Origin of the sequence: Microbacterium oryzae, assembly GCF_030406385.1 — a bacterium.
GTDB classification, from domain to species: Bacteria; Actinomycetota; Actinomycetes; order Actinomycetales; family Microbacteriaceae; genus Microbacterium; species Microbacterium oryzae_A.
The window spans coordinates 19,146-36,750 of the sequence record NZ_JAUEPM010000006.1 but is presented as its reverse complement, the minus strand read 5'-3'; the positions used below and the strand labels follow the sequence as shown (position 1 = coordinate 36,750).

Here is a 17,605-nt window from a genome sequence, read left to right as displayed (position 1 = left end):
CCGCGCGTGTTGACGTCAACATGAGGGTAGTGCAAAGTGGGTCGAAGGAGAAGGGAGCGCCATGCCTCAGGTCTCGGCGGCCGATGTCGCCCGGCTCGCGGGCGTCTCCGGACAGACCGTCTCACGCGTGGCCAACGGCTCCCCCCGTGTGGATCCGACGACGCGGGCGCGGGTCGAGGCGGCCATGACCCAGCTCGGCTACCGCCCCAACCGCTCGGCTCGCGCGCTGCGGACGGGCCGCAGCGGCACCATCGGCGTCGTGGTGCGCACCCTCGCCTCCGTTGGCAACACCCGCATGCTCGAGGCGGTGACGGCCGCGGCGTCCGCGCGTGACCACGCGGTGCTCGTCGTCACGCTGTCCGAGACCGACGACCGGGTCGCAGCAGATGCCGCCTTCGCGGCCCTGCGCGACCACGGCGTCGACGGCGCCGTGGTCCTCAACGAGGCGACCCCGACCATCCACGACGCCGCCGAGCCGGGCTTCCCGGTGGTCGCCGTCGACGCCGACGCGAGCGACCGGTTCGCCGCCATCGCGTCCGACCACGCCGGCGGGGCGGCGAGCGCGACCGCGCATCTCCTCGCGCTGGGGCATCGCACCGTTCACCACATCGCCGGGCCGCACGGCTCGCTCGCCGCGCGCGAGCGCGAGCGCGGATGGCGGGAGGCGCTCGATGCGGCAGGGGCGCCGGTTCCCGAGGTGCTGCGGGGTGACTGGACAGCGCAGACCGCGCGCCGACTCGCCGACGGGCTCGTCGCGGACCCCGCCGTGACCGCCGTCTTCGCCGCCAACGACCAGATGGCACTCGGGGCGCTGCACGCCGCGCATGCGGCCGGCCAGCATGATCTCGCCGTCGCCGGCTTCGACGACGTGGTGGACGCGGCTCACTACTGGCCGCCGCTCACCACCGTCGCGCAGGATTTCGAGGAGCTCGGGTCCACGGCCATCCGACTGCTGCTGGGACTGCTGGACGGCGAGCCCGCGGCACCGCACACGGTGGTGCCGACGCGGCTGGTCGTGCGGGAGAGCTCCCTCCCGCCGCGCTGAGGCGATCGCCCACTCGGCACGCCTCGCAGGGCGCGCACAGCCGTGTTCGTAGGATTGAACGGTTCCGTGCGCCCCGAGCACGACCCGACGAGCAGGAAGCCCATGACGCGACGCGGCACGGCCGAGGCCCCCAGATGCCTGCGGCTTCTCGGCGCACCCATCGCGGTCGCGCTGGCCCTGCTCGGCGCGGTGTCCCCCCAGCCGCCCGCCGCGGCCGCCTCCGTCGCCCCCGATCCCCCCGCGCGCTCGTTCGGCACGGCCGACACCGACAAGAGCGGTGACGACCGGGTCGGCATGCTCGCGGAGGCCGACGACGGCGCCGAAGAGCCCGTGCTGTCGCTGCTGCCCGATCAGGACGGCGTGGTGCGCTCGCCCGATCAGCTCGCGGCGACCGCCACGATCGACAACCGCGGCGACGAGGCGCTGCCCGCGGGCACCCTGACGCTCGACATCGGCGACGACCCGCTGCCCGACCGGGCGGCCCTGGACCAGTGGGTGTCAGAGGGACGCACCGACATCTCCTTCGTCACCGCGCAGACCACGCGCGTGGATGAGCTCGGCGCCGGCGACACCGCGACCGTGGAGCTCTCACCCGACGAGCTCGACGAGCTCGACGAGCTGCGACCCGGCGTGTACCCGCTGCGCGCCACTCGAGAGGCGGCCGGGTCGTCGCTGGGAGGCCGGAGCGTCGTCGTGGTGTCGGGCGACGACCGGGCGCCCGTCTCGGTCGTCGTCCCGATCACGGCGCCGCCCACCGCGGAGGGTCTGCTCTCCGCGGAGCAGGTCGCGCAGCTCACCGAGCCGGGCGGCGCGCTCGCGCAGACGCTCGACGCCGTGACCGGCACGTCCGCAGTGCTCGCGGTGGATCCGGCGATCCCGGCGGCGATCCGGGTGCTGGGCACCGCGGCGCCCGCCTCGGCCCTCGACTGGCTGGAGCGCCTGGAGCAGCTGCCGAACGAGCGCTTCGCCCTGCAGTTCGGCGATGCGGATGCGGCCGCGCAGGTGCAGGCCGGGTTGCCGACCCCCCTCGCGCCGACGAGCCTGCGTGCCTTCGAGAGCGGGCAGAACTTCGAGGCGACGGTGCCGACACCGTCGGCCGCCCCGATCGACGAGGCCACCCCCGAGCCGGCGGCCGAGCCGGAGTACCCGTCCCTCGAGGAGCTGCTCTCCATCGGCGAGGAAGCCGCCCGCCTGTACTGGCCGGCCGAGGGAACCGCCGGGCCGGACGTCGTCGAGGCGCTGTCGGCAGACGGCGCGCTCACGATGCTCCCCTCCACGGCCACGAGCGAGGGGGCGGATGGCACGGGGGTGCCGTCTCGAGCGGAGGGCGCGCTCGTCTACGACGACGGGGTCTCCGACGTGCTCACCGCCGCCGCGCTCGACGACGACGCCCACGAGCAGGCGCTCGTGGCATCCTCCGCCGACCTGTGGTTCGCCGCCCGCGAGACGGGCGACACCCCCCTCCTCGTCGCCCTCGACCGCCCGTCGTACGCGCCCACCGAGACCGACGCGGTCCCGGCCATCCGCACCGAGGACAGCCTGCGCGACGCCATCGAGAGCGTCACGCGCAACCCGTCGGTCGCCCCGGCCGGGCTGACCGACGTGCTCGACGCGACGCCGCGCGCCGTGACGATCGAAGACGGCGCGCGTGCCGACGAGCGGATCGACGCGGTGACGGCGTTCACATCGGCCGAGCCGCAGCTCGCGCACATCGCCGCTGCCCTCGACGAGCCCGAGCTCCTGACGGGACAGGCGAGGGCGGAAGCGCTCCAGCTCCTCGCGGTCGGATGGCGCGACGACGAGGACGCGTGGCGCGCGGCGATCGGCGCTCACGCCGAGAAGACCGCGCAGCGCATCGACGGCGTCGGCGTGACGGTGTCGGAGCAGGTGCAGCTGCTGAGCGCGGAGGCCCCCCTGCCCGTCTGGGTGCGCAACAGCCTCGCGTGGCCGATCACGGTCGTGCTCGACGTCTCACGCGACAGCGTGCGCCTCGACGTCCAGGAGCGCATCGAGGTCGAGGTGCCGCCCGGCAGCAACCCCCGGGTGGAGATCCCCGTCGAGGCGCGCGTCGGCAGCGGGGAGGTGCAGCTGGCGGTCTCGCTCTTCACGCCGTCGGGCGAGCAGATCGGGCCCGTGCAGAGCATGAACGTCACGGTGCGCGCCGAGTGGGAGCGCATCGGCATCGTCGTGCTGTTCGGCCTCGTCGCGATCCTCCTCGTCGGCGGCGTCATCCGCACGGTGCTGAAGACGCGACGTCGGCGGCGCGAGCGAGCGGATGGTGACGGTGCTGACGGCGCGGATGGCTCGGGCGCGGATGGCGTGAGCGAGTCGGAGGGCGCGAGCGCCGGAAAGAAGGACGCACCGGATGAGTAGTCTCGGCCGCTCCAGTGCCATGATCGCGGCCGGAACGCTCGCCTCGCGCGTGCTGGGCCTCGTGCGCTCGATCGTGCTCGTCGCGGCGATGGGCTCCTTCGGCCACGCCGCCGACGCGTTCACGGCGGCGAACCAGCTGCCCAACAACATCTTCATGATCATCTCGACCGGCGTCCTCACCGCCGTGATCGTTCCGCAGATCGTGAAGTGGAGCGCCCGCGACGACGGCGGCGCGTCGCACATCTCGAAGTTCATGACCCTCGGCGCCGTGCTTCTGGCCGCGGCGACCGTCCTCGCGATGGTCCTCGTCTGGCCGCTGATCTGGCTGTACGGCGCGAACTACTCCCCCGAGACGCGGGCTCTCGCGGTGGCCTTCGCCTACTGGTGCCTGCCGCAGATCTTCTTCTACGGCATGTTCGCGCTGCTCGGCGAGACCCTGAACGCACGTCGTGTCTTCGGGCCCTACGCGTGGGCGCCGATCGTCAACAACATCGTCTCGATCGCCGGGTTCGGCGTCTTCATCGCCGTCTTCGGCGGCCACCAGTCCGATCTCGACCAGTGGACGTCGAGCGACGGCGGGTGGCTCCTGCCCAAGGTCGCCCTGCTGGGCGCTGTGGCGACCTTCGGGATCGTCGCGCAGCTGATCGTTCTCCTGCTGTTCTGGCGGCGCACCGGACTCAGCATCCGACCGGACTTCCGGTGGCGCGGCATGGGGCTGCGCGAGGTCGGGAATCTCGCCAGCTGGACGTTCCTCATGATGGTCGTCGGCCAGCTGGTGTCGATGTACCAGCAGAGCATGATCTCCGGTGCTTCCGGCGACGCGTCCACGACCGTGTGGTTCACCTCGTGGCTGGTCTTCATGCTCCCGTACTCCGTGATCGTCCTCTCGATCGGGACGCCGTACTTCACGCAGCTCAGCGAGCACGCGGCCGCAGGACGCGACGACGATGTCCGCGCGGACATCGGCCGCGCCATCCGCACGCTGGGCCTGCTGTGCGTCCTCGCGACAGCGGCGGTGATGGTGGCCTCCGCGCCCATCATGCGCATCTTCACGGCGACGCCCGCACAGGCGGCCGAGGCCGCTGTCGTGCTCATCGGGTTCCTCATCGGGCTGGTGCCGCTGGCCGTGCAGTTCGTCGTCCAGCGCACGTTCTACGCGTACGGGGACACCCGCACGCCGTTCTGGTTCACGGTGTTCCAGGGCGTGCTGTCCGTGATCGCCGCCACCATCGCCATCGCCGTCTTCTCCACCGACGAGCTGCGTCCGTATCTCACCGCCGCCGTCGCGACCGGGCAGTCGCTCTCGAGCACCGCGCAGGTGCTCCTCGCTTCGTGGCTGCTGCGCCGTCGACTCGGCCCGCTCGGTCTCGGATCAGCGCTGCGGGCCCTCGTCCGCTTCGCGATCGCCGCCGTGCCGGCCGCCGCCGTCGGCATCGGGATCTACCTGCTGAGCGGCGGTCCGGAGGGATGGATGCTCGCCGGCTTGGTGCCGGCAGTGGTCGGCGGCATCGTCCTCGGCGCCGTCGTGACGCTGGTCTATGTGCTGGGCCTCGCCCTGCTGCGGGCTCCCGAGCTGAAGACGATCACACAGCTCATCCGCTCGCGCCTGCGCCGCTGATCCGCGCTTGCGTTCGCCAGTGCGGGGGAGCCGGAAACCGGCTCGAAAACGCGTCGCCCGCACTGGCGAACCCACCATCGGGCGCGCTCAGCCCTCCTGCCGGAACACGGCCACCCCGCGCGGCGGCAGCACCGTGCCGCCGATGAGCGGCTCACCGGCCACGCCGTCGAGGGGCAGCTCCTCATCGGTGCGGTTCAGCACGAAGGCGAAGCGCGCATCCGCGGTGCCGCGCACCGTGAGGGCCGCACGCCCCCGGAGCGCCTCGGGCAGCTCCGACGCCACGCCCGCGCCCGACAGCAGCTCCGGCACGATCGACCCGAGGCCATCCGCCCCCAGCCGCGTCGAGACGTACGCCGCCGAGCCCTCGCCGACGCGGCGGCGGGTGACCGCCGCACCGCCCGCGAGCTCGTCCTCGGCATAGCGCGCGAGCACCTCGACCGCCGGGTCGACGACGTCCACGGGCTCGCTCCACAGCGTGCCCTGGACCCCCGAGTCGAGTGCGATCGGCTCCCCCGCGTACAGCGGACGGAACTCCTCCACCCGCACGCCCAGCAGGTCGCGGAAGGCGCCGGGGTAGCCGCCGAGCCAGGCCCGGTCGTCCTCGTTCACGACACCCGAGAAGTACGTCGTGACGAGGTGTCCGCCGGCCTCCGCGTACCGCGAGAGCCGGGCGGCGAGCGCCTCCGGAACCGCATAGAGGACCGGGGCGACGACCATCCGGTAGCCGGACAGGTCGACATCGGCCGGCACGACGTCCGCGCGGACGCCCGCGTCGCGCAGCGCCGTCCACCAGTCGAGCGCCTCCTGCCGGTAGCGCAGCAGCTCGGTCGGGTGCGAGTCGAGCTCGCTCCCCCACCACGAGTCCCAGTCGAAGAGGATGGCCACGGGCGCGGCCACCGCATGGGAGCCCGCGACCGCGTCGAGGTCGCGCAGCAGGCCGCCGAGCTCGACCACGGAGCGGAAGATGCGGCTGTCCGCACCCGCGTGCGGGACCATCGCGGAGTGGTATTTCTCGGCGCCGGCCGCGGACTGCCGCCACTGGAAGAAGCAGACCGCGTCGGCGCCGTGCGCGACGTGCGTGAGCGAGTCGCGCACGAGCTCGCCGTCGCGCTTCGGGCGATTGACGCTCTGCCAGTTCACCGCGCTCGTGGAGTGCTCCATGAGGAACCACGGCCGCCGGTGCGAGATGCCCGACACCAGCGCGGCCGAGAAGGCCAGCTCGTCGTACGACTGCGGCCCGGGGTGCCGGTAGTGGTCGTTGGAGACGAAGTCGAGCTCGTGCGCCCAGTCCGCGTAGTCCGCGTGCTGCGTCTCGCCCATGACCATGAAGTTCGTGGTGACCGGGATGTCCGGCGTGATCCGGCGCAGGATCTCGCGCTCGGCGACGTAGTGGTGCTTGAGCGCGTCGGAGGAGAAGCGCTTGAAGTCGAGCTGCTGCGTCGGGTTGGGGTGGGAGTCCACCATGCGGGGCGGGAGGATCTCGTCGAAGCTCCCGTACTGCTGCGACCAGAAGGCGGTGCCCCACGCGTGGTTCAGGCGCTCGATCGACCCGTACCGCCGCTCGAGCCAGCCGCGGAACGCGCGGGCGGCGTCATCCGAGTAGTCCCACGCGTTGTGGCAGCCGAGCTCGTTGTTGACGTGCCACGCCACGAGGGCCGGATGGTCGCGGTACCGCTCGGCGATCGTCTCGACGAGCGTCAGCGCGTAGTCGCGGAAGATCGGGGAGGTGGGTCGCCAGTGCTGGCGGGCGCCCGGGGAGAGGATGCGCCCGTCGTGCGTGACGGGCAGCACCTCGGGGTGCTTGCTGGTGAGCCACGGCGGCGGCGATGCGGTCGCGGTGGCGAGGTCGACGCCGATGCCGTTGGCGTGGAGGAGGTCGATGACGTCGTCGAGCCATTCGAAGTCCCAGCGGTCCTCAGCGGGCTGGAGCTTCGCCCACGAGAAGATCCCCACCGAGACGACGTCGACGCCGGCCTCGCGCATGAGGCGCACGTCCTCGTCCCACACCTCGCGCGGCCACTGCTCGGGGTTGTAGTCCGCGCCGTACGAGATGCGTGGGGTGGTGCCGTCGGGGGTGCGCAGCCAGCGGTGAGTCTGCATGGGGTGTCCTTCTCTGCGGATGGTCGTGGGCAGGAAGCGGGGCGCGTCGCATCACGACGCGCCCCGCTGCCGTGGGATCAGTCGGTCGTGAAGCCCTGGTCGGCGCCGTACTTCTTGAGCGTCTCCTCCCAGTCGGCGAGGCCGTCGGCAACGGTGGTGTCACCGAGGAAGGCCTGGCCGACGGAGTCGCCGAAGACGGTGTTCGCGTAGACCTGGAAGGGCAGGTACTGCCAGCCCTCCACGACCGCGGCCGACGAGTCGGCGAACACCTGGTTGGCCTGCTGGCCGCCGAAGTAGTCGAACTCGGCGTTGAGGAACTCCTCGGACTCCAGCTCCGCGACGGTCGCGGGGAAGGCGCCGCCGTCGATGCGGGTCTGCACGCCGTCGCCGGCGTTCGCGTACTCGATGAAGGCGTACGCGAGCTCCTTGTTCTCCGCGTCAGCGGGGATCGCGAGCGAGCTGCCGCCGTTCTCGGACGATGTGACCTCGCCCTCCTCCCACTGCGGCATCGGGGCGACGCGCCAGGCGCCAGCGCCGTCGGGCGCGCTGCCCTCGAGGTTCGCGGGCATCCAGGCGCCGATGGGGAGCGTGGCGATGGTGCCGTCGGCGAGACCCGCGAACCACTCGTCGCTCCATCCTGCGATCGGCGAGACGAGCTCCTCGTCCAGCATGGTCTGCCACAGGTCCGAGTAGCGCTTCGCGCCCTCGTCGCCGGTGAGGTCGAGGGTCACGTTGGTGCCGTCGACCGTCCAGGGCTTGCCGCCTGCCTGCCACATGATCGAGCTCGCGAGGCCGGCGTCGCCCGAGTCGTTCGTGATGTACATGTCGGGGTTCGCCTCGTGCAGCGTGCGGGCGGCCTCGAGGTACTCGTCCCACGTCGTCGGCACCTCGATGCCGTACTCGTCGAACACGTCCTTGTTGTAGAACAGCGCCATGGGGCCCGAGTCCATCGGCAGGCCCACGATCGCGTCGCCCGACTGCACCGACGACCAGGGGCCGGGCGCGTAGGTGCCGTCGAGGTCCGACGCCCCGTAGTCGCTGAGGTCCTGCAGGGAGTCCTGCAAGGCGAACTGCGGCAGCGCGTAGTACTCGACCTGCGCGACGTCGGGGAGGCCGTTGCCGGCGGTGATCGCGTTCTGCAGCGCGGTGTACGAGTCGATGCCCGTGCCCACATTGACGAGATCGACGGTGACCCCGGGGTTCTCGGCCTCGAAGTCCTCGACGACCTGGTCGAGGGTGGGCTCCCACGCCCAGACGGTGATGGTGCCGCCATCCTCGACGACGGCCTCGGTGTCGACCTCCGCGTCTCCTCCCGAGCAGCCCGCGAGGGCGAGGGCGGCGACGCCGGTGAATGCGGTGCCGATCAGGACGCGGCGGCCCGTACGGCGGATGGTGGTGGTCATCTGGATCTCACTCCGTTGTGTGTAGGGGGTTGGCGGAAGGGACGAGGGTCATTCCTTGACGGAGCCGGCAGCCAGACCCGACTGCCAGAACCGCTGGAGGAACAGGAACGCGATGATGAGCGGCACGATCGTGAGGAGCGAGCCGGTGAGGACGAGGTCGAAGATCGCCGTGCCGCCGGCCGTGGCCGCCTGCGCGTTCCACTGGTTGAGGCCGATGATGAGCGGGTACCAGTCGGGGTCGCGCAGCATGATCAGCGGCAGGAAGTAGTTGTTCCAGGTCGCGACCATCGTGAACAGCAGCACCGTGACCATCCCCGGTGCCAGCAGGCGGATGGCGACCTGCCAGAAGATGCGGAACTCGCTCGCGCCGTCGATCCTCGCCGCCTCCATGAGCTCGGTCGGCACGGCCTCGGCGGCGAACGTCCACATGAGGTAGAGGCCGAAGGGCGAGATGAGCGACGGGATGATCACCGACCAGGGCGTGTTCGTCAGGCCCATCGAGCTGAACATGAGGAACGTCGGCACAGCCAGCGCGGTGCCGGGCACGGCGACCGCGCCGATGATGACCGCGAACACGGCCTTCCGCCCCGGGAAGTCGTACTTCGCGAGCGCGTAGCCGCCCAGGACGGCCAGCAGCGTCGCGCCGCCCGCGCCGACGACGACGTAGAGGAGCGTGTTCGCGAACCAGCGGAGGAAGATGCCATCGTCGTACGTGAGCGCCCGCGCGATGTTGTCGAAGAGGGCGAAGTCGCGCCCGAACCACAGGCCGAACGTCGAGAAGAGGTCGGACTGCGTCTTGGTGGCGTTGATGACGAGCCACACGAGCGGGATCAGCGAGTAGATGAGGATGATGCCGGTCAGCACCGTGAGGAGCACGCTGCGGCGCGGGCGGTCGATGGAGCCCGCCGACGAGCGGCGGGCTCCCGCGCGGGCGGCGCCGGGGCGGACGGTGACGAGACGGGTGGTGGTGCTCATGTCAGTCGGCCTTCCGCATTCCGCGCAGCTGCACCACATAGGCGATGACCATCGTGATGAGGCCCATGATGATCGCGACCGTCGCGGAGTAGTTGAGCTGCTGCCCCGCGAAGGCGAGGTTGTAGGCATAGAGGTTGGGCGTGAACGAGGTCGTGATGGCGTTCGGCGCCAGCGATGACATGATGCTCGGCTCATTGAAGAGCTGGAAGCTGCCGATGATCGAGAAGATCGTGGCGACGACGAGCGAGCCGCGGATGGCCGGGATCTTGATCGCGCGGATGATCCGGAACTGGCTGGCCCCGTCGATGGCCGCAGCCTCGTAGAGCGACGTCGGGACCACGCGCAGCGCCGAGTAGAAGATGAGCATGTTGTAGCCGACGAACTCCCACGTCACGACGTTGCCGATCGACGCGAGGATGAGGTCGGGCGAGAGCAGATCCGGCAGCTGGATGCCGAGGAAGTCCTCGAGGTTTCGGACGAGGCCGAATCGGTTGCCGTACATGAAGCCCCACATGAAGGAGGCGACGACGGCCGGCACGGCGTACGGCAGGAAGATCGCGATGCGGAAGAAGTTCCGCCCGTAGAGGCGGCCGCTGTCGATCGCGAGCGCGGCGATCAGCGAGATCGCCAGCATGATCGGCACCTGGATGGCGAGGAACAGGACGACGCGGCCCAGCCCCTGCCAGAACGCGCCGTCGCCGAAGGCGCGGAGGTAGTTGTCGAAGCCGACGAAGGCGGTGCCGCCGACGAGCTGCGAGCGGAAGAGGCTGAGGTAGATCGAGTACACGATCGGAGCGAGGAACACCAGCGCGAACACGATCATGAACGGCGCGAGGAAGCCCCATCCGGTCCAGCGACCGCGGGCGTGCCGCGCCGCTCGCATCTGGGTCCGTCCCGGTGGCTTGACCGGAACGACAGGCGACCCTGTTGTCATCCTGAGATCCTCCGCTGCATCGACAGGAGTGGTGCGAACCACTATGTTTGCGTAAACATAGCATCCTCTCCGGATGGCGGCGCAAGTCGTCCGGGTCACGATACGGTTTCAGGACATGGCAGAAGACCCAGTTCCCGCGCGGACGCGGCGTCGGCGTTCGACGGAGAACCGGCCGGTCTCGATGGCCGACGTCGCCCAGCGCGCGGGGGTGTCGGCGCAGACCGTCTCGCGGGTGGCGAACGGGTTCGGCGGAGTGCTCGACGAGACGCGTGCGGCCGTGATCGCGGCCATGGAGGAGCTCGGGTACCGGCCGAACAGCGCCGCTCGCGCGCTGAAGCTCGGTTCGTTCCGCACCATCGGCGTCATCTCCAGCACGCTGTCGACGATCGGCGACGTGCGCACCATCGAGGCGATCGCGCATTCGGCGGCGCTCGAGGGGTACACGACCACCCTCATCCCGCTGCGCGCGCAGGGGGAAGGCGGCGTGAAGCGGGTGTACTCCCGCCTGCAGGAGCTCGCCGTCGACGCGCTGATCCTCAACATCGAGAAGCAGCTGCTCGACCGCGCCGAGGTCCTCGTGCCGCCCGGGGTGCCGATCGTGCTGATGGACACGAGCCCAGACGGCATGCACGTCGTCGTCGACACCGACCAGTTCGACGGCGCGCGGCAGGCCACCGGGCACCTCCTGAGCCTCGGCCACGAGACGGTGCGGCACCTCGCCGGTCCTGAGGAGTCCCATCCGGCGCAGCGCCGTCTCGAAGGGTGGCAGCGCACGCTCGAGGACGCCGGCCGGCCGGTGCCGGAGCCGCTGCGCGGCGACTGGACCGCGCAGTCGGGATACGAGCTGGGGCGCATTCTCGCCGACGACCCGTCCTGCACCGCGGTGTTCTGCGCGAACGATCAGATGGCGCTCGGCCTGTATCGCGCCCTCCGCGAGGCGGGGCGGCGGGTGCCGCAGGACGTCAGCGTGGTGGGCTTCGATGACACCGCTGACGCGATCGCATACGACCCGCCGCTGACATCGGTTCATCAGGACTTCGCCGACGCGGGACGACGGGCCGTCAGCGCGGCGCTGGCCCAGCTCCGTGCGGGCGAGGAGAGCACTCCCCGCATCGACGTGGTGCCCACCGGCCTCATCGTGCGCGCGAGCACCGCAGCGCTCTCGGGCGTCTCGCCCACGGCCATCCGCCCAGCCCGCGAGGAATAGGCGGGACGTACCATGGGTTGACCCATGCAGACACCTCAGGAGGCGTGCGTGCGACAGCTCATCATCATCGGTTCCGGCCCCGCTGGATTCACCGCGGCGATCTATGCGGCGCGGGCGAACCTGCAGCCGCTCGTGATCGCCAGCTCCGTGGAGGTCGGCGGTGAGCTCATGAACACCACCGAGGTCGAGAACTTCCCCGGCTTCCCCGAGGGCGTCATGGGTCCGGACCTCATGCAGAAGATGCAGGAGCAGGCCGAGAAGTTCGGCGCCGAGATCCGCTACGACGATGTCACCGAGCTCGATCTCGCGGGCGCCGTGAAGAAGGTCACGCTCGGCAGCGGCGGCGTCGAGGAGGCCGAGGCGGTCGTCTTCGCCACCGGCTCCGCCTACCGCAAGCTGAACGTGCTCGGCGAGGACCGCCTCTCCGGCCACGGCGTCTCGTGGTGCGCGACCTGTGACGGCTTCTTCTTCCGCGAGAAGGAGATCGCGGTCGTCGGCGGCGGCGACTCCGCTATGGAGGAGGCCACCTTCCTCACGAAGTTCGCTTCGAAGGTGTACGTCATCCACCGTCGCGACAGCCTCAAGGCGTCGAAGATCATGCAGGACCGGGCCCGTGCGAACGACAAGATCGAGTTCGTCTGGAACGCGGAGATCGCCGAGGTCCTCGGCGAATCCGAGGTCGAGGGCGTCACGCTTCGCGACACGGTGACCGGTCAGACGCGCGACCTCGCGCTGCAGGGGCTCTTCATCGCGATCGGCAACGATCCCCGCACGCACCTCGTGCACGGTCAGCTGGACCTCGCTCCCGAGGGCACGATCGCGGTCGACGGGCGCTCCTCGCGCACCTCGATCCGCGGCGTGTTCGCCGCCGGCGACGTCATCGACCCCTCCTACCGCCAGGCCGTCACGGCCGCGGCGTCGGGAACGGTCGCGGCGCTCGACGCCGAGCACTACCTCGCGTCGCTCGCCGACGCCGGGCAGCCCGAGCCCGCCGAGGACCAGCTCGTCGAAGCCTGACCCGGGAACAGCGGAGCGCCATCCGCTGTTCTACCCGATAGCACTGCTGAAGAAGGAGATCTCATGAGCAACGTCAAGGCCACCACCTCGGCCACTTTCGAGCAGGATGTGCTTCAGGCCGACGGCCCGGTGCTCGTCGACTTCTGGGCGGCCTGGTGCGGTCCGTGCCGGATGGTCGCGCCCGTTCTCGACGAGATCCAGTCGGAGAACCCCGACAAGATCACGATCGTCAAGCTGAACGTGGACGAGAACCCCGACCTGGCCATGAAGTACCAGATCACCTCGATCCCGGCGATGAAGGTCTTCCAGAACGGCGAGGTCGCATCGACCATCATCGGCGCCAAGCCGAAGTTCGCCCTCGAGCAGGACCTCGCGCCCTACCTCGCGTAAGACGCCCTGCATCTCCCGTGGAGCCTCGGACCTCGGTCCGGGGCTTCACGGCGTCTCAGGCCGGGCTCAAGGCGCTCAGCCGCGGTCGACGACCCGCACCACTGCGTCCCAGCGGCGGTGGGTGTTCTCCTGGCCGACGAGGCGCCAGACGGCCTTCGTGAGCTCGGGGTACTCCGCGGCGATCAGCCGCAGCACGCGCTGATTGCGGGCGTGCGTGGGCCGCACCCCGCCATCCGCCTCGATGTGCTCGGCGCGAAGCGTGAAGACGACGAGCTCATCGACGGTGGGCAGGTCCTCCATGAAATCCCACGGATCCTCGCCCTCGCGCAGCCGTTCGTGGATGAGTGCCGCGATCTCGTCCTTCGCCTCCGCGCGCAGGACCTCGACGCTGGCGCGTCGACGGGGAAGCGAACGGTCGGGAAGGTCCACCCATCCAGGGTACGCGTGTGCGCCCGGCCGAGGGCCGGGCGCGCACGTCGAGCAGCTGCTCTCAGTGGTTCTGCAGTCGGTCGATCAGCTCGCCTTTGCGCAGCTTGGAGTAACCGGTCATGCCCAGCTCCTTGGCCCGCTTGCGGAGCTCCGGAACGGTCCGGTCCTCGTAGCTCTCCGCGTCGCCGCCGCGCTTCCCGACAGCGCTCCGGCCATCCCGCGCGGCCGCGTTGGCGATGCGAGCGGCCTTCTCGGCCGACGCGCCGTCGTCGCGGAGCTTCTCGTAGAGCTCCTCGTCCTTGATCCTCGGATTCGGCATGTCGCGTCCGCTCTCAGAAGGGGCGGCCTCCCGTCACCGGGATGACCGCGCCGGTGACATAGGTCGACTCGTCGCTCGCGAGGTAGACGTACGCGCCGGCGAGCTCCGCCGGCTGCCCCGCTCGCCCGAGCGGCGTGTCGGAGCCGAAGGTCTCCACCTTCTCCGAGGGGAACCCGGTCGCGGGGATGAGCGGCGTCCAGATCGGCCCGGGAGCGACGGCGTTGACGCGGATGCCCTTCTCCGCCAGCTCCTGCGCGAGCGCCTGCGTGTACGCCACCAGCGCTGCCTTGCTCATCGCGTAGTCGAGCAGGCCGGGCGACGGCTCGGACGCCTGGATGGACGTCGTCACGATGATCGAGCCGCCGGCGGGCATCTGCGGCACCGTCTCGCGCGCTAGGACGATCGCCGAGATGAGGTTCGTTCGGAAGACCTTCTCGACCTCCGCGACCTGCATCGATTCGATGCCGTCGCGCTGCCGCTGGTACGCGGCATTGGGGATGAGGATGTCGACGCCGCCGAGCGCCTCACGTGCTGCCCGAGCGAGCTCCACGGTCTCCTGCTCGGAGGTGAGGTCGACGGGGAACGTCGCGCAGACGCGCCCCTCGGCCTCGACGAGCCGTCGCGTCTCCTCGGCGTCCTCGTTCTCCTCCGGGAGATAGGCGATCGCCACATCGGCCCCCTCCCGGGCGTAGGCGATCGCCACGGCGCGCCCGATGCCGGAGTCGCCGCCGGTGATGAGCGCCTTTCGACCGGTGAGCCTCCCCCGGCCCACCCAGCTGCTCTCGCCGTGATCCGGCTCGGGCGTCATCTCCTCGGTCAGGCCGGGCTGATCCGGCTGCTCCTGCTCGGGGAAGGGTCCCCCCGCCTTGGCGTCGCGCGGGTCCTCGCCACCCTGCGCTGCGCTGTTTCCTGCGTTCTCGGTCGTGCTCATGCGGCTTCGTCCCCCCGGCTCGGATTCGACAGGTCGTGCGCAGTCGACGCTACGAAGCGCGGGAGGACGGCCACACCCCCTTGACGAGGCCGTGACGGATGGCGTACTTGCGCGGCGAGCCGTCGCGATCAATCCTGGTAGGCGGTCTCGCCGATCTCCTCGAGCATGCGATTCAGGTCCTGGATCGACGCGAAATCGATCGTGACCTGGCCTTTTCGCGCCGTCAGCTTGATCTTGACCTTCGTGCTCAGCCGGTCGCCCAGCCGGTTGGCCACTTCGTCGAGGTATGCGCGCCGTGCGCCCCCCTGCGGGCGAGCGGTGCGAGCCGGCGAGAGCGAGCCGGCTGCCGTGATCTGCTTGGCGGCGGCCTCCGCAGCCCGCACGGACAGATCCTCGTTCACGATCTTGTCTGCGAGCTGCTGCATCTGCTCCTCGGTCTCGAGGGAGAGGATGGCTCGCGCGTGCCCTGCGGACAGGACACCGGCCGCGACGCGCTGCTGCACCGGGACGGGGAGGCGCAGCAGGCGGATCGTGTTGCTGATCTGCGGCCGAGAGCGGCCGATGCGCTGCGCCAGCTGCTCCTGCGTGATGCCGAAGTCCTCGAGCAGCTGCTGGTAGGCCGATGCCTCCTCCAGGGGATTCAGCTGCGAGCGGTGGAGGTTCTCGAGGAGCGCGTCGCGCAGGAGGTCCTCGTCCGCGGTATCGCGGATGATCGCCGGGATCTCCGTGAGGCCGGCGTCGCGCGACGCGCGGGTTCGCCGCTCGCCCATGATGAGCTCGTACGTGCCGTCGCCCTTGTCGCGCACGACGACGGGCTGCAGCACGCCGAACTGCTTGACGCTGTGGACGAGCTCGGCGAGATCGTCGGGGTCGAAGTTCGTGCGCGGCTGACGGGGATTCGGCACGATGGAGGTCGGGTCGATATGCACGAGCCGGGCTCCGGGCACCTCGATGAGGTCGTCAGCTGCGGGGGCTGTGTGGGTCTGCTCAGCCTCACTCCCCTGCTTCTTCGAGCGCGAGACCGGCGCCTTGGTGTCAGTTGGCGCGGATGACGAGAAGAAGACGTCGACCGGACGCTCGTCGCTCAGCTCGGACGTGGGGATCAGCGCACCGATGCCGCGCCCCAGACCAGTTCGTTTCGCCATCAGGCTCTTCCTTCCTCGGCACCGGCGACGCCACGTCGCACGATCTCCAGCGCTGCTTCGCGGTACGCGATCGCGCCCGCGGAATTGCCGTCATATGAGATGACCGTCTTCCCGAAGCTCGGCGCTTCGGACACCCGCACGGATCGAGGGATGACCGTCTCCAGCACCTCTCCCGAGAAGTGCCCGCGCACCTCGTCGGCGACCTGCTGCGAGAGGCGCGTGCGCGCGTCGAACATCGTGAGCAGAATGGTCGTCAGTTGCAGGCGCGGATTCAGGTGCTTCTGGATGAGCTGGACGTTGCCCAGCAGCTGACTCAGACCCTCCAGCGCGTAGTACTCGCACTGAATGGGGAGGAAGACCTCTGTCGCGGCAGTGAATGCGTTGATCGTGAGCAGCCCGAGCGACGGCGGGCAGTCGATGAGCACGAAGTCGAGGGGCTCGTCGCGCTGCTCCAGATACTCCCCGAGGGCGGTCTTCAGGCGCTGCTCGCGCGCCACCTGCGTCACGAGCTCGATCTCCGCCCCGGCAAGGTGGATGGTGCTGGGCGCACACAGCAGGCGCTCGTTCTCCGGACTCGGCTGGATGACGTCCGCGAGCGGGACGTCCTCGATGAGGACGTCATACACGCTGGGCGTCTCTGCCGCGTGAGGGATGCCGAGTGCCGTGGAGGCGTTGCCCTGTGGATCCAAGTCGATCACCAGGACCTGCCCACCGAGCGACGCGAGGGCCGCAGCGATATTGACCGTCGTCGTAGTCTTCCCCACTCCGCCCTTCTGGTTCGAGATCGTCATGATTCTCGTGGCACCGGAGAATGTGGCCTGCGTGTTCTCGAGCGCCCGGCGGCGTGCGGACAGATTCGCCAGCTCCCGCGCGATCGGGCTGTCATCGGGCTGTGACACGTTCCCGGACTGTTTCACGTGAAACACTCATCCCTTCGCTGCGGTAAGGCTTCCTCTACTCTAACCGTCGGATCGAGGGCGCCCGACATTGCAGGGCCGTCCCTCAGAGCGGAAGGGGCACGAGCGAACTGCTAGTCCCATCGCCGCGGTAGCCGAGACACTGCATGGCGGCGTTTCACGTGAAACATGTCGCTCTGCGCGGCTCATGCGGTTGAGCCACGAATGAGACACGCCTGGTCGCGCGGGCCGCGAGCCCAGCCCAGCTCACACCAGCTGAGGGACTTTTGAGCTCACCCGCGCTGGGTTGCGGGATACCCGATCTCTTCGCCACGGAACGAGGGACGCCCGGACCAATATATTGGCCGCGCCGCAGCCGAGCGGGGGTCTGCTTCATGTGCGGAGGTGTGCGACTACGCGGCTGGGCCGTAGAGACGGGCGCCGCTCCCCTGACTGCGGCAGTGTTTCACGTGAAACACGCGCGTAGCGGCAGAGGCAGCAGGGCGTGTGACACGACGATCGCATACCCCTCATAGGCGCGAGCTACTCTGGGCTCCTCTCGCCTCTACTTCGGCCGACGAGCCTCTCGTCGCGAGGGACGGTTGGTTCTTGCGTGCTGCAGCCCTCGGCATAGGCGGCCGGCGCTATGCCGCCTCCAAGAGCGGGCACCTCCGTCTCCTCTCCGCCCGGACAGGACGCAAGCGTTTCACGTGAAACGGCCCGTGCATTTTGCGGTCGCGGAGGCAGAGTCGCGCGTGTCGATACCGCGGTGCTTGTCGCCCTGTCACGAGCGGCTTCGGCGGTGACAGGGCGAGCAGGCGTG

At 70.0% G+C, this 17,605-nt stretch carries 15 protein-coding genes; 6 read left to right on the top strand and 9 right to left on the bottom strand.

Translation table 11 applies throughout. The annotated features are described in order from the left end of the window. Positions 1–61: 61 nt before the first annotated feature. The 3 genes from QWJ90_RS10085 (at position 62) to murJ (ending at position 5,036) form a co-directional block, all read left to right on the top strand. Positions 62–1,045: a LacI family DNA-binding transcriptional regulator gene (locus QWJ90_RS10085; protein WP_290107667.1), complete on the top strand. Its 984-nt coding sequence runs from the start codon at positions 62–64 to the stop codon at positions 1,043–1,045. 102 nt (positions 1,046–1,147) lie between these two features. Further along, positions 1,148–3,418, top strand: coding sequence for a DUF6049 family protein (locus tag QWJ90_RS10080; protein ID WP_290107666.1), 2,271 nt, complete (start codon positions 1,148–1,150; stop codon positions 3,416–3,418). Then, positions 3,411–5,036, top strand: a complete 1,626-nt coding sequence (gene murJ, locus QWJ90_RS10075) for a murein biosynthesis integral membrane protein MurJ (protein WP_290107664.1) — start codon at positions 3,411–3,413, stop codon at positions 5,034–5,036. The genes QWJ90_RS10080 and murJ overlap by 8 nt, the downstream gene beginning before the upstream one ends. Positions 5,037–5,123: 87 nt before the next feature. On the opposite strand, the gene QWJ90_RS10070 is transcribed toward murJ, so the two are convergent. The 4 genes from QWJ90_RS10070 to QWJ90_RS10055 form a co-directional block, all read right to left on the bottom strand. Beyond that, positions 5,124–7,136 carry a beta-galactosidase gene (locus tag QWJ90_RS10070; protein WP_290107663.1) on the bottom strand — a complete coding sequence of 671 codons (2,013 nt, stop codon included), beginning with the start codon at positions 7,134–7,136 and terminating at the stop codon, positions 5,124–5,126. A 77-nt stretch (positions 7,137–7,213) separates the two neighbouring features. Continuing rightward, the gene (locus QWJ90_RS10065) at positions 7,214–8,539 is read right to left on the bottom strand and encodes an ABC transporter substrate-binding protein (RefSeq protein WP_290107661.1); all 1,326 of its coding nucleotides are present in this window, start codon (positions 8,537–8,539) and stop codon (positions 7,214–7,216) included. Between the two features lie 48 nt (positions 8,540–8,587). Continuing rightward, positions 8,588–9,514 (bottom strand): carbohydrate ABC transporter permease, encoded by a 927-nt coding sequence (locus tag QWJ90_RS10060; RefSeq protein WP_290107659.1) that lies wholly within the window; start codon positions 9,512–9,514, stop codon positions 8,588–8,590. Between the two features lies 1 nt (position 9,515). Next, entirely contained in the window at positions 9,516–10,448 is a 933-nt protein-coding gene (locus tag QWJ90_RS10055; RefSeq protein ID WP_436836698.1) for a carbohydrate ABC transporter permease, read from the bottom strand. A gap of 115 nt (positions 10,449–10,563) precedes the next feature. On the opposite strand from QWJ90_RS10055, the gene QWJ90_RS10050 reads away from it, so the two are divergent. The 3 genes from QWJ90_RS10050 to trxA all read left to right on the top strand — a co-directional run bounded on the left by QWJ90_RS10050 (position 10,564) and on the right by trxA (position 13,062). Continuing rightward, a complete protein-coding gene (locus QWJ90_RS10050; RefSeq protein ID WP_290107658.1) occupies positions 10,564–11,655 on the top strand; it encodes a LacI family DNA-binding transcriptional regulator in 1,092 nt (363 codons plus the stop codon). A 48-nt stretch (positions 11,656–11,703) separates the two neighbouring features. Beyond that, positions 11,704–12,672, top strand: a complete 969-nt coding sequence (trxB, locus tag QWJ90_RS10045) for a thioredoxin-disulfide reductase (RefSeq protein WP_290107870.1) — start codon at positions 11,704–11,706, stop codon at positions 12,670–12,672. Positions 12,673–12,735: 63 nt separating this feature from the next. Continuing rightward, a complete protein-coding gene (trxA, locus tag QWJ90_RS10040; protein WP_156242559.1) occupies positions 12,736–13,062 on the top strand; it encodes a thioredoxin in 327 nt (108 codons plus the stop codon). Between the two features lie 75 nt (positions 13,063–13,137). Here the strand turns inward: trxA and QWJ90_RS10035 are convergent, their stop codons facing one another. The 5 genes from QWJ90_RS10035 to QWJ90_RS10015 form a co-directional block, all read right to left on the bottom strand. Beyond that, on the bottom strand, positions 13,138–13,491 hold the full coding sequence (locus tag QWJ90_RS10035) for a tryptophan synthase subunit alpha (protein WP_290107655.1): 354 nt from the start codon (positions 13,489–13,491) through the stop codon (positions 13,138–13,140). A 61-nt stretch (positions 13,492–13,552) separates the two neighbouring features. Next, positions 13,553–13,810 (bottom strand): DUF7218 family protein, encoded by a 258-nt coding sequence (locus QWJ90_RS10030; RefSeq protein ID WP_290107653.1) that lies wholly within the window; start codon positions 13,808–13,810, stop codon positions 13,553–13,555. Between the two features lie 13 nt (positions 13,811–13,823). Next, positions 13,824–14,741, bottom strand: a complete 918-nt coding sequence (locus tag QWJ90_RS10025; RefSeq protein WP_290107652.1) for an SDR family oxidoreductase — start codon at positions 14,739–14,741, stop codon at positions 13,824–13,826. Positions 14,742–14,869: 128 nt separating this feature from the next. Then, positions 14,870–15,886 carry a ParB/RepB/Spo0J family partition protein gene (locus QWJ90_RS10020; protein WP_290107651.1) on the bottom strand — a complete coding sequence of 339 codons (1,017 nt, stop codon included), beginning with the start codon at positions 15,884–15,886 and terminating at the stop codon, positions 14,870–14,872. Then, complete coding sequence (locus QWJ90_RS10015; RefSeq protein WP_290107650.1) at positions 15,886–16,785, bottom strand: ParA family protein; 900 nt, start codon at positions 16,783–16,785, stop codon at positions 15,886–15,888. Before QWJ90_RS10015 ends, QWJ90_RS10020 begins: the two co-directional genes overlap by 1 nt. Positions 16,786–17,605 lie beyond the last annotated feature (820 nt).

What these genes read in the sequence shown, in the direction of transcription:
- QWJ90_RS10085 (WP_290107667.1), top strand. Translation starts at nt 62, where the DNA reads ATGCCTCAGGTCTCGGCGGCCGATGTCGCCCGGCTCGCGGGCGTCTCC.
- QWJ90_RS10080 (WP_290107666.1), top strand. Translation starts at nt 1,148, where the DNA reads ATGACGCGACGCGGCACGGCCGAGGCCCCCAGATGCCTGCGGCTTCTC.
- murJ (WP_290107664.1), top strand. Translation starts at nt 3,411, where the DNA reads ATGAGTAGTCTCGGCCGCTCCAGTGCCATGATCGCGGCCGGAACGCTC.
- QWJ90_RS10070 (WP_290107663.1), bottom strand. Translation starts at nt 7,136, where the DNA reads ATGCAGACTCACCGCTGGCTGCGCACCCCCGACGGCACCACCCCACGC.
- QWJ90_RS10065 (WP_290107661.1), bottom strand. Translation starts at nt 8,539, where the DNA reads ATGACCACCACCATCCGCCGTACGGGCCGCCGCGTCCTGATCGGCACC.
- QWJ90_RS10060 (WP_290107659.1), bottom strand. Translation starts at nt 9,514, where the DNA reads ATGAGCACCACCACCCGTCTCGTCACCGTCCGCCCCGGCGCCGCCCGC.
- QWJ90_RS10055 (WP_436836698.1), bottom strand. Translation starts at nt 10,448, where the DNA reads ATGACAACAGGGTCGCCTGTCGTTCCGGTCAAGCCACCGGGACGGACC.
- QWJ90_RS10050 (WP_290107658.1), top strand. Translation starts at nt 10,564, where the DNA reads ATGGCAGAAGACCCAGTTCCCGCGCGGACGCGGCGTCGGCGTTCGACG.
- trxA (WP_156242559.1), top strand. Translation starts at nt 12,736, where the DNA reads ATGAGCAACGTCAAGGCCACCACCTCGGCCACTTTCGAGCAGGATGTG.
- QWJ90_RS10030 (WP_290107653.1), bottom strand. Translation starts at nt 13,810, where the DNA reads ATGCCGAATCCGAGGATCAAGGACGAGGAGCTCTACGAGAAGCTCCGC.
- QWJ90_RS10025 (WP_290107652.1), bottom strand. Translation starts at nt 14,741, where the DNA reads ATGAGCACGACCGAGAACGCAGGAAACAGCGCAGCGCAGGGTGGCGAG.
- QWJ90_RS10020 (WP_290107651.1), bottom strand. Translation starts at nt 15,886, where the DNA reads ATGGCGAAACGAACTGGTCTGGGGCGCGGCATCGGTGCGCTGATCCCC.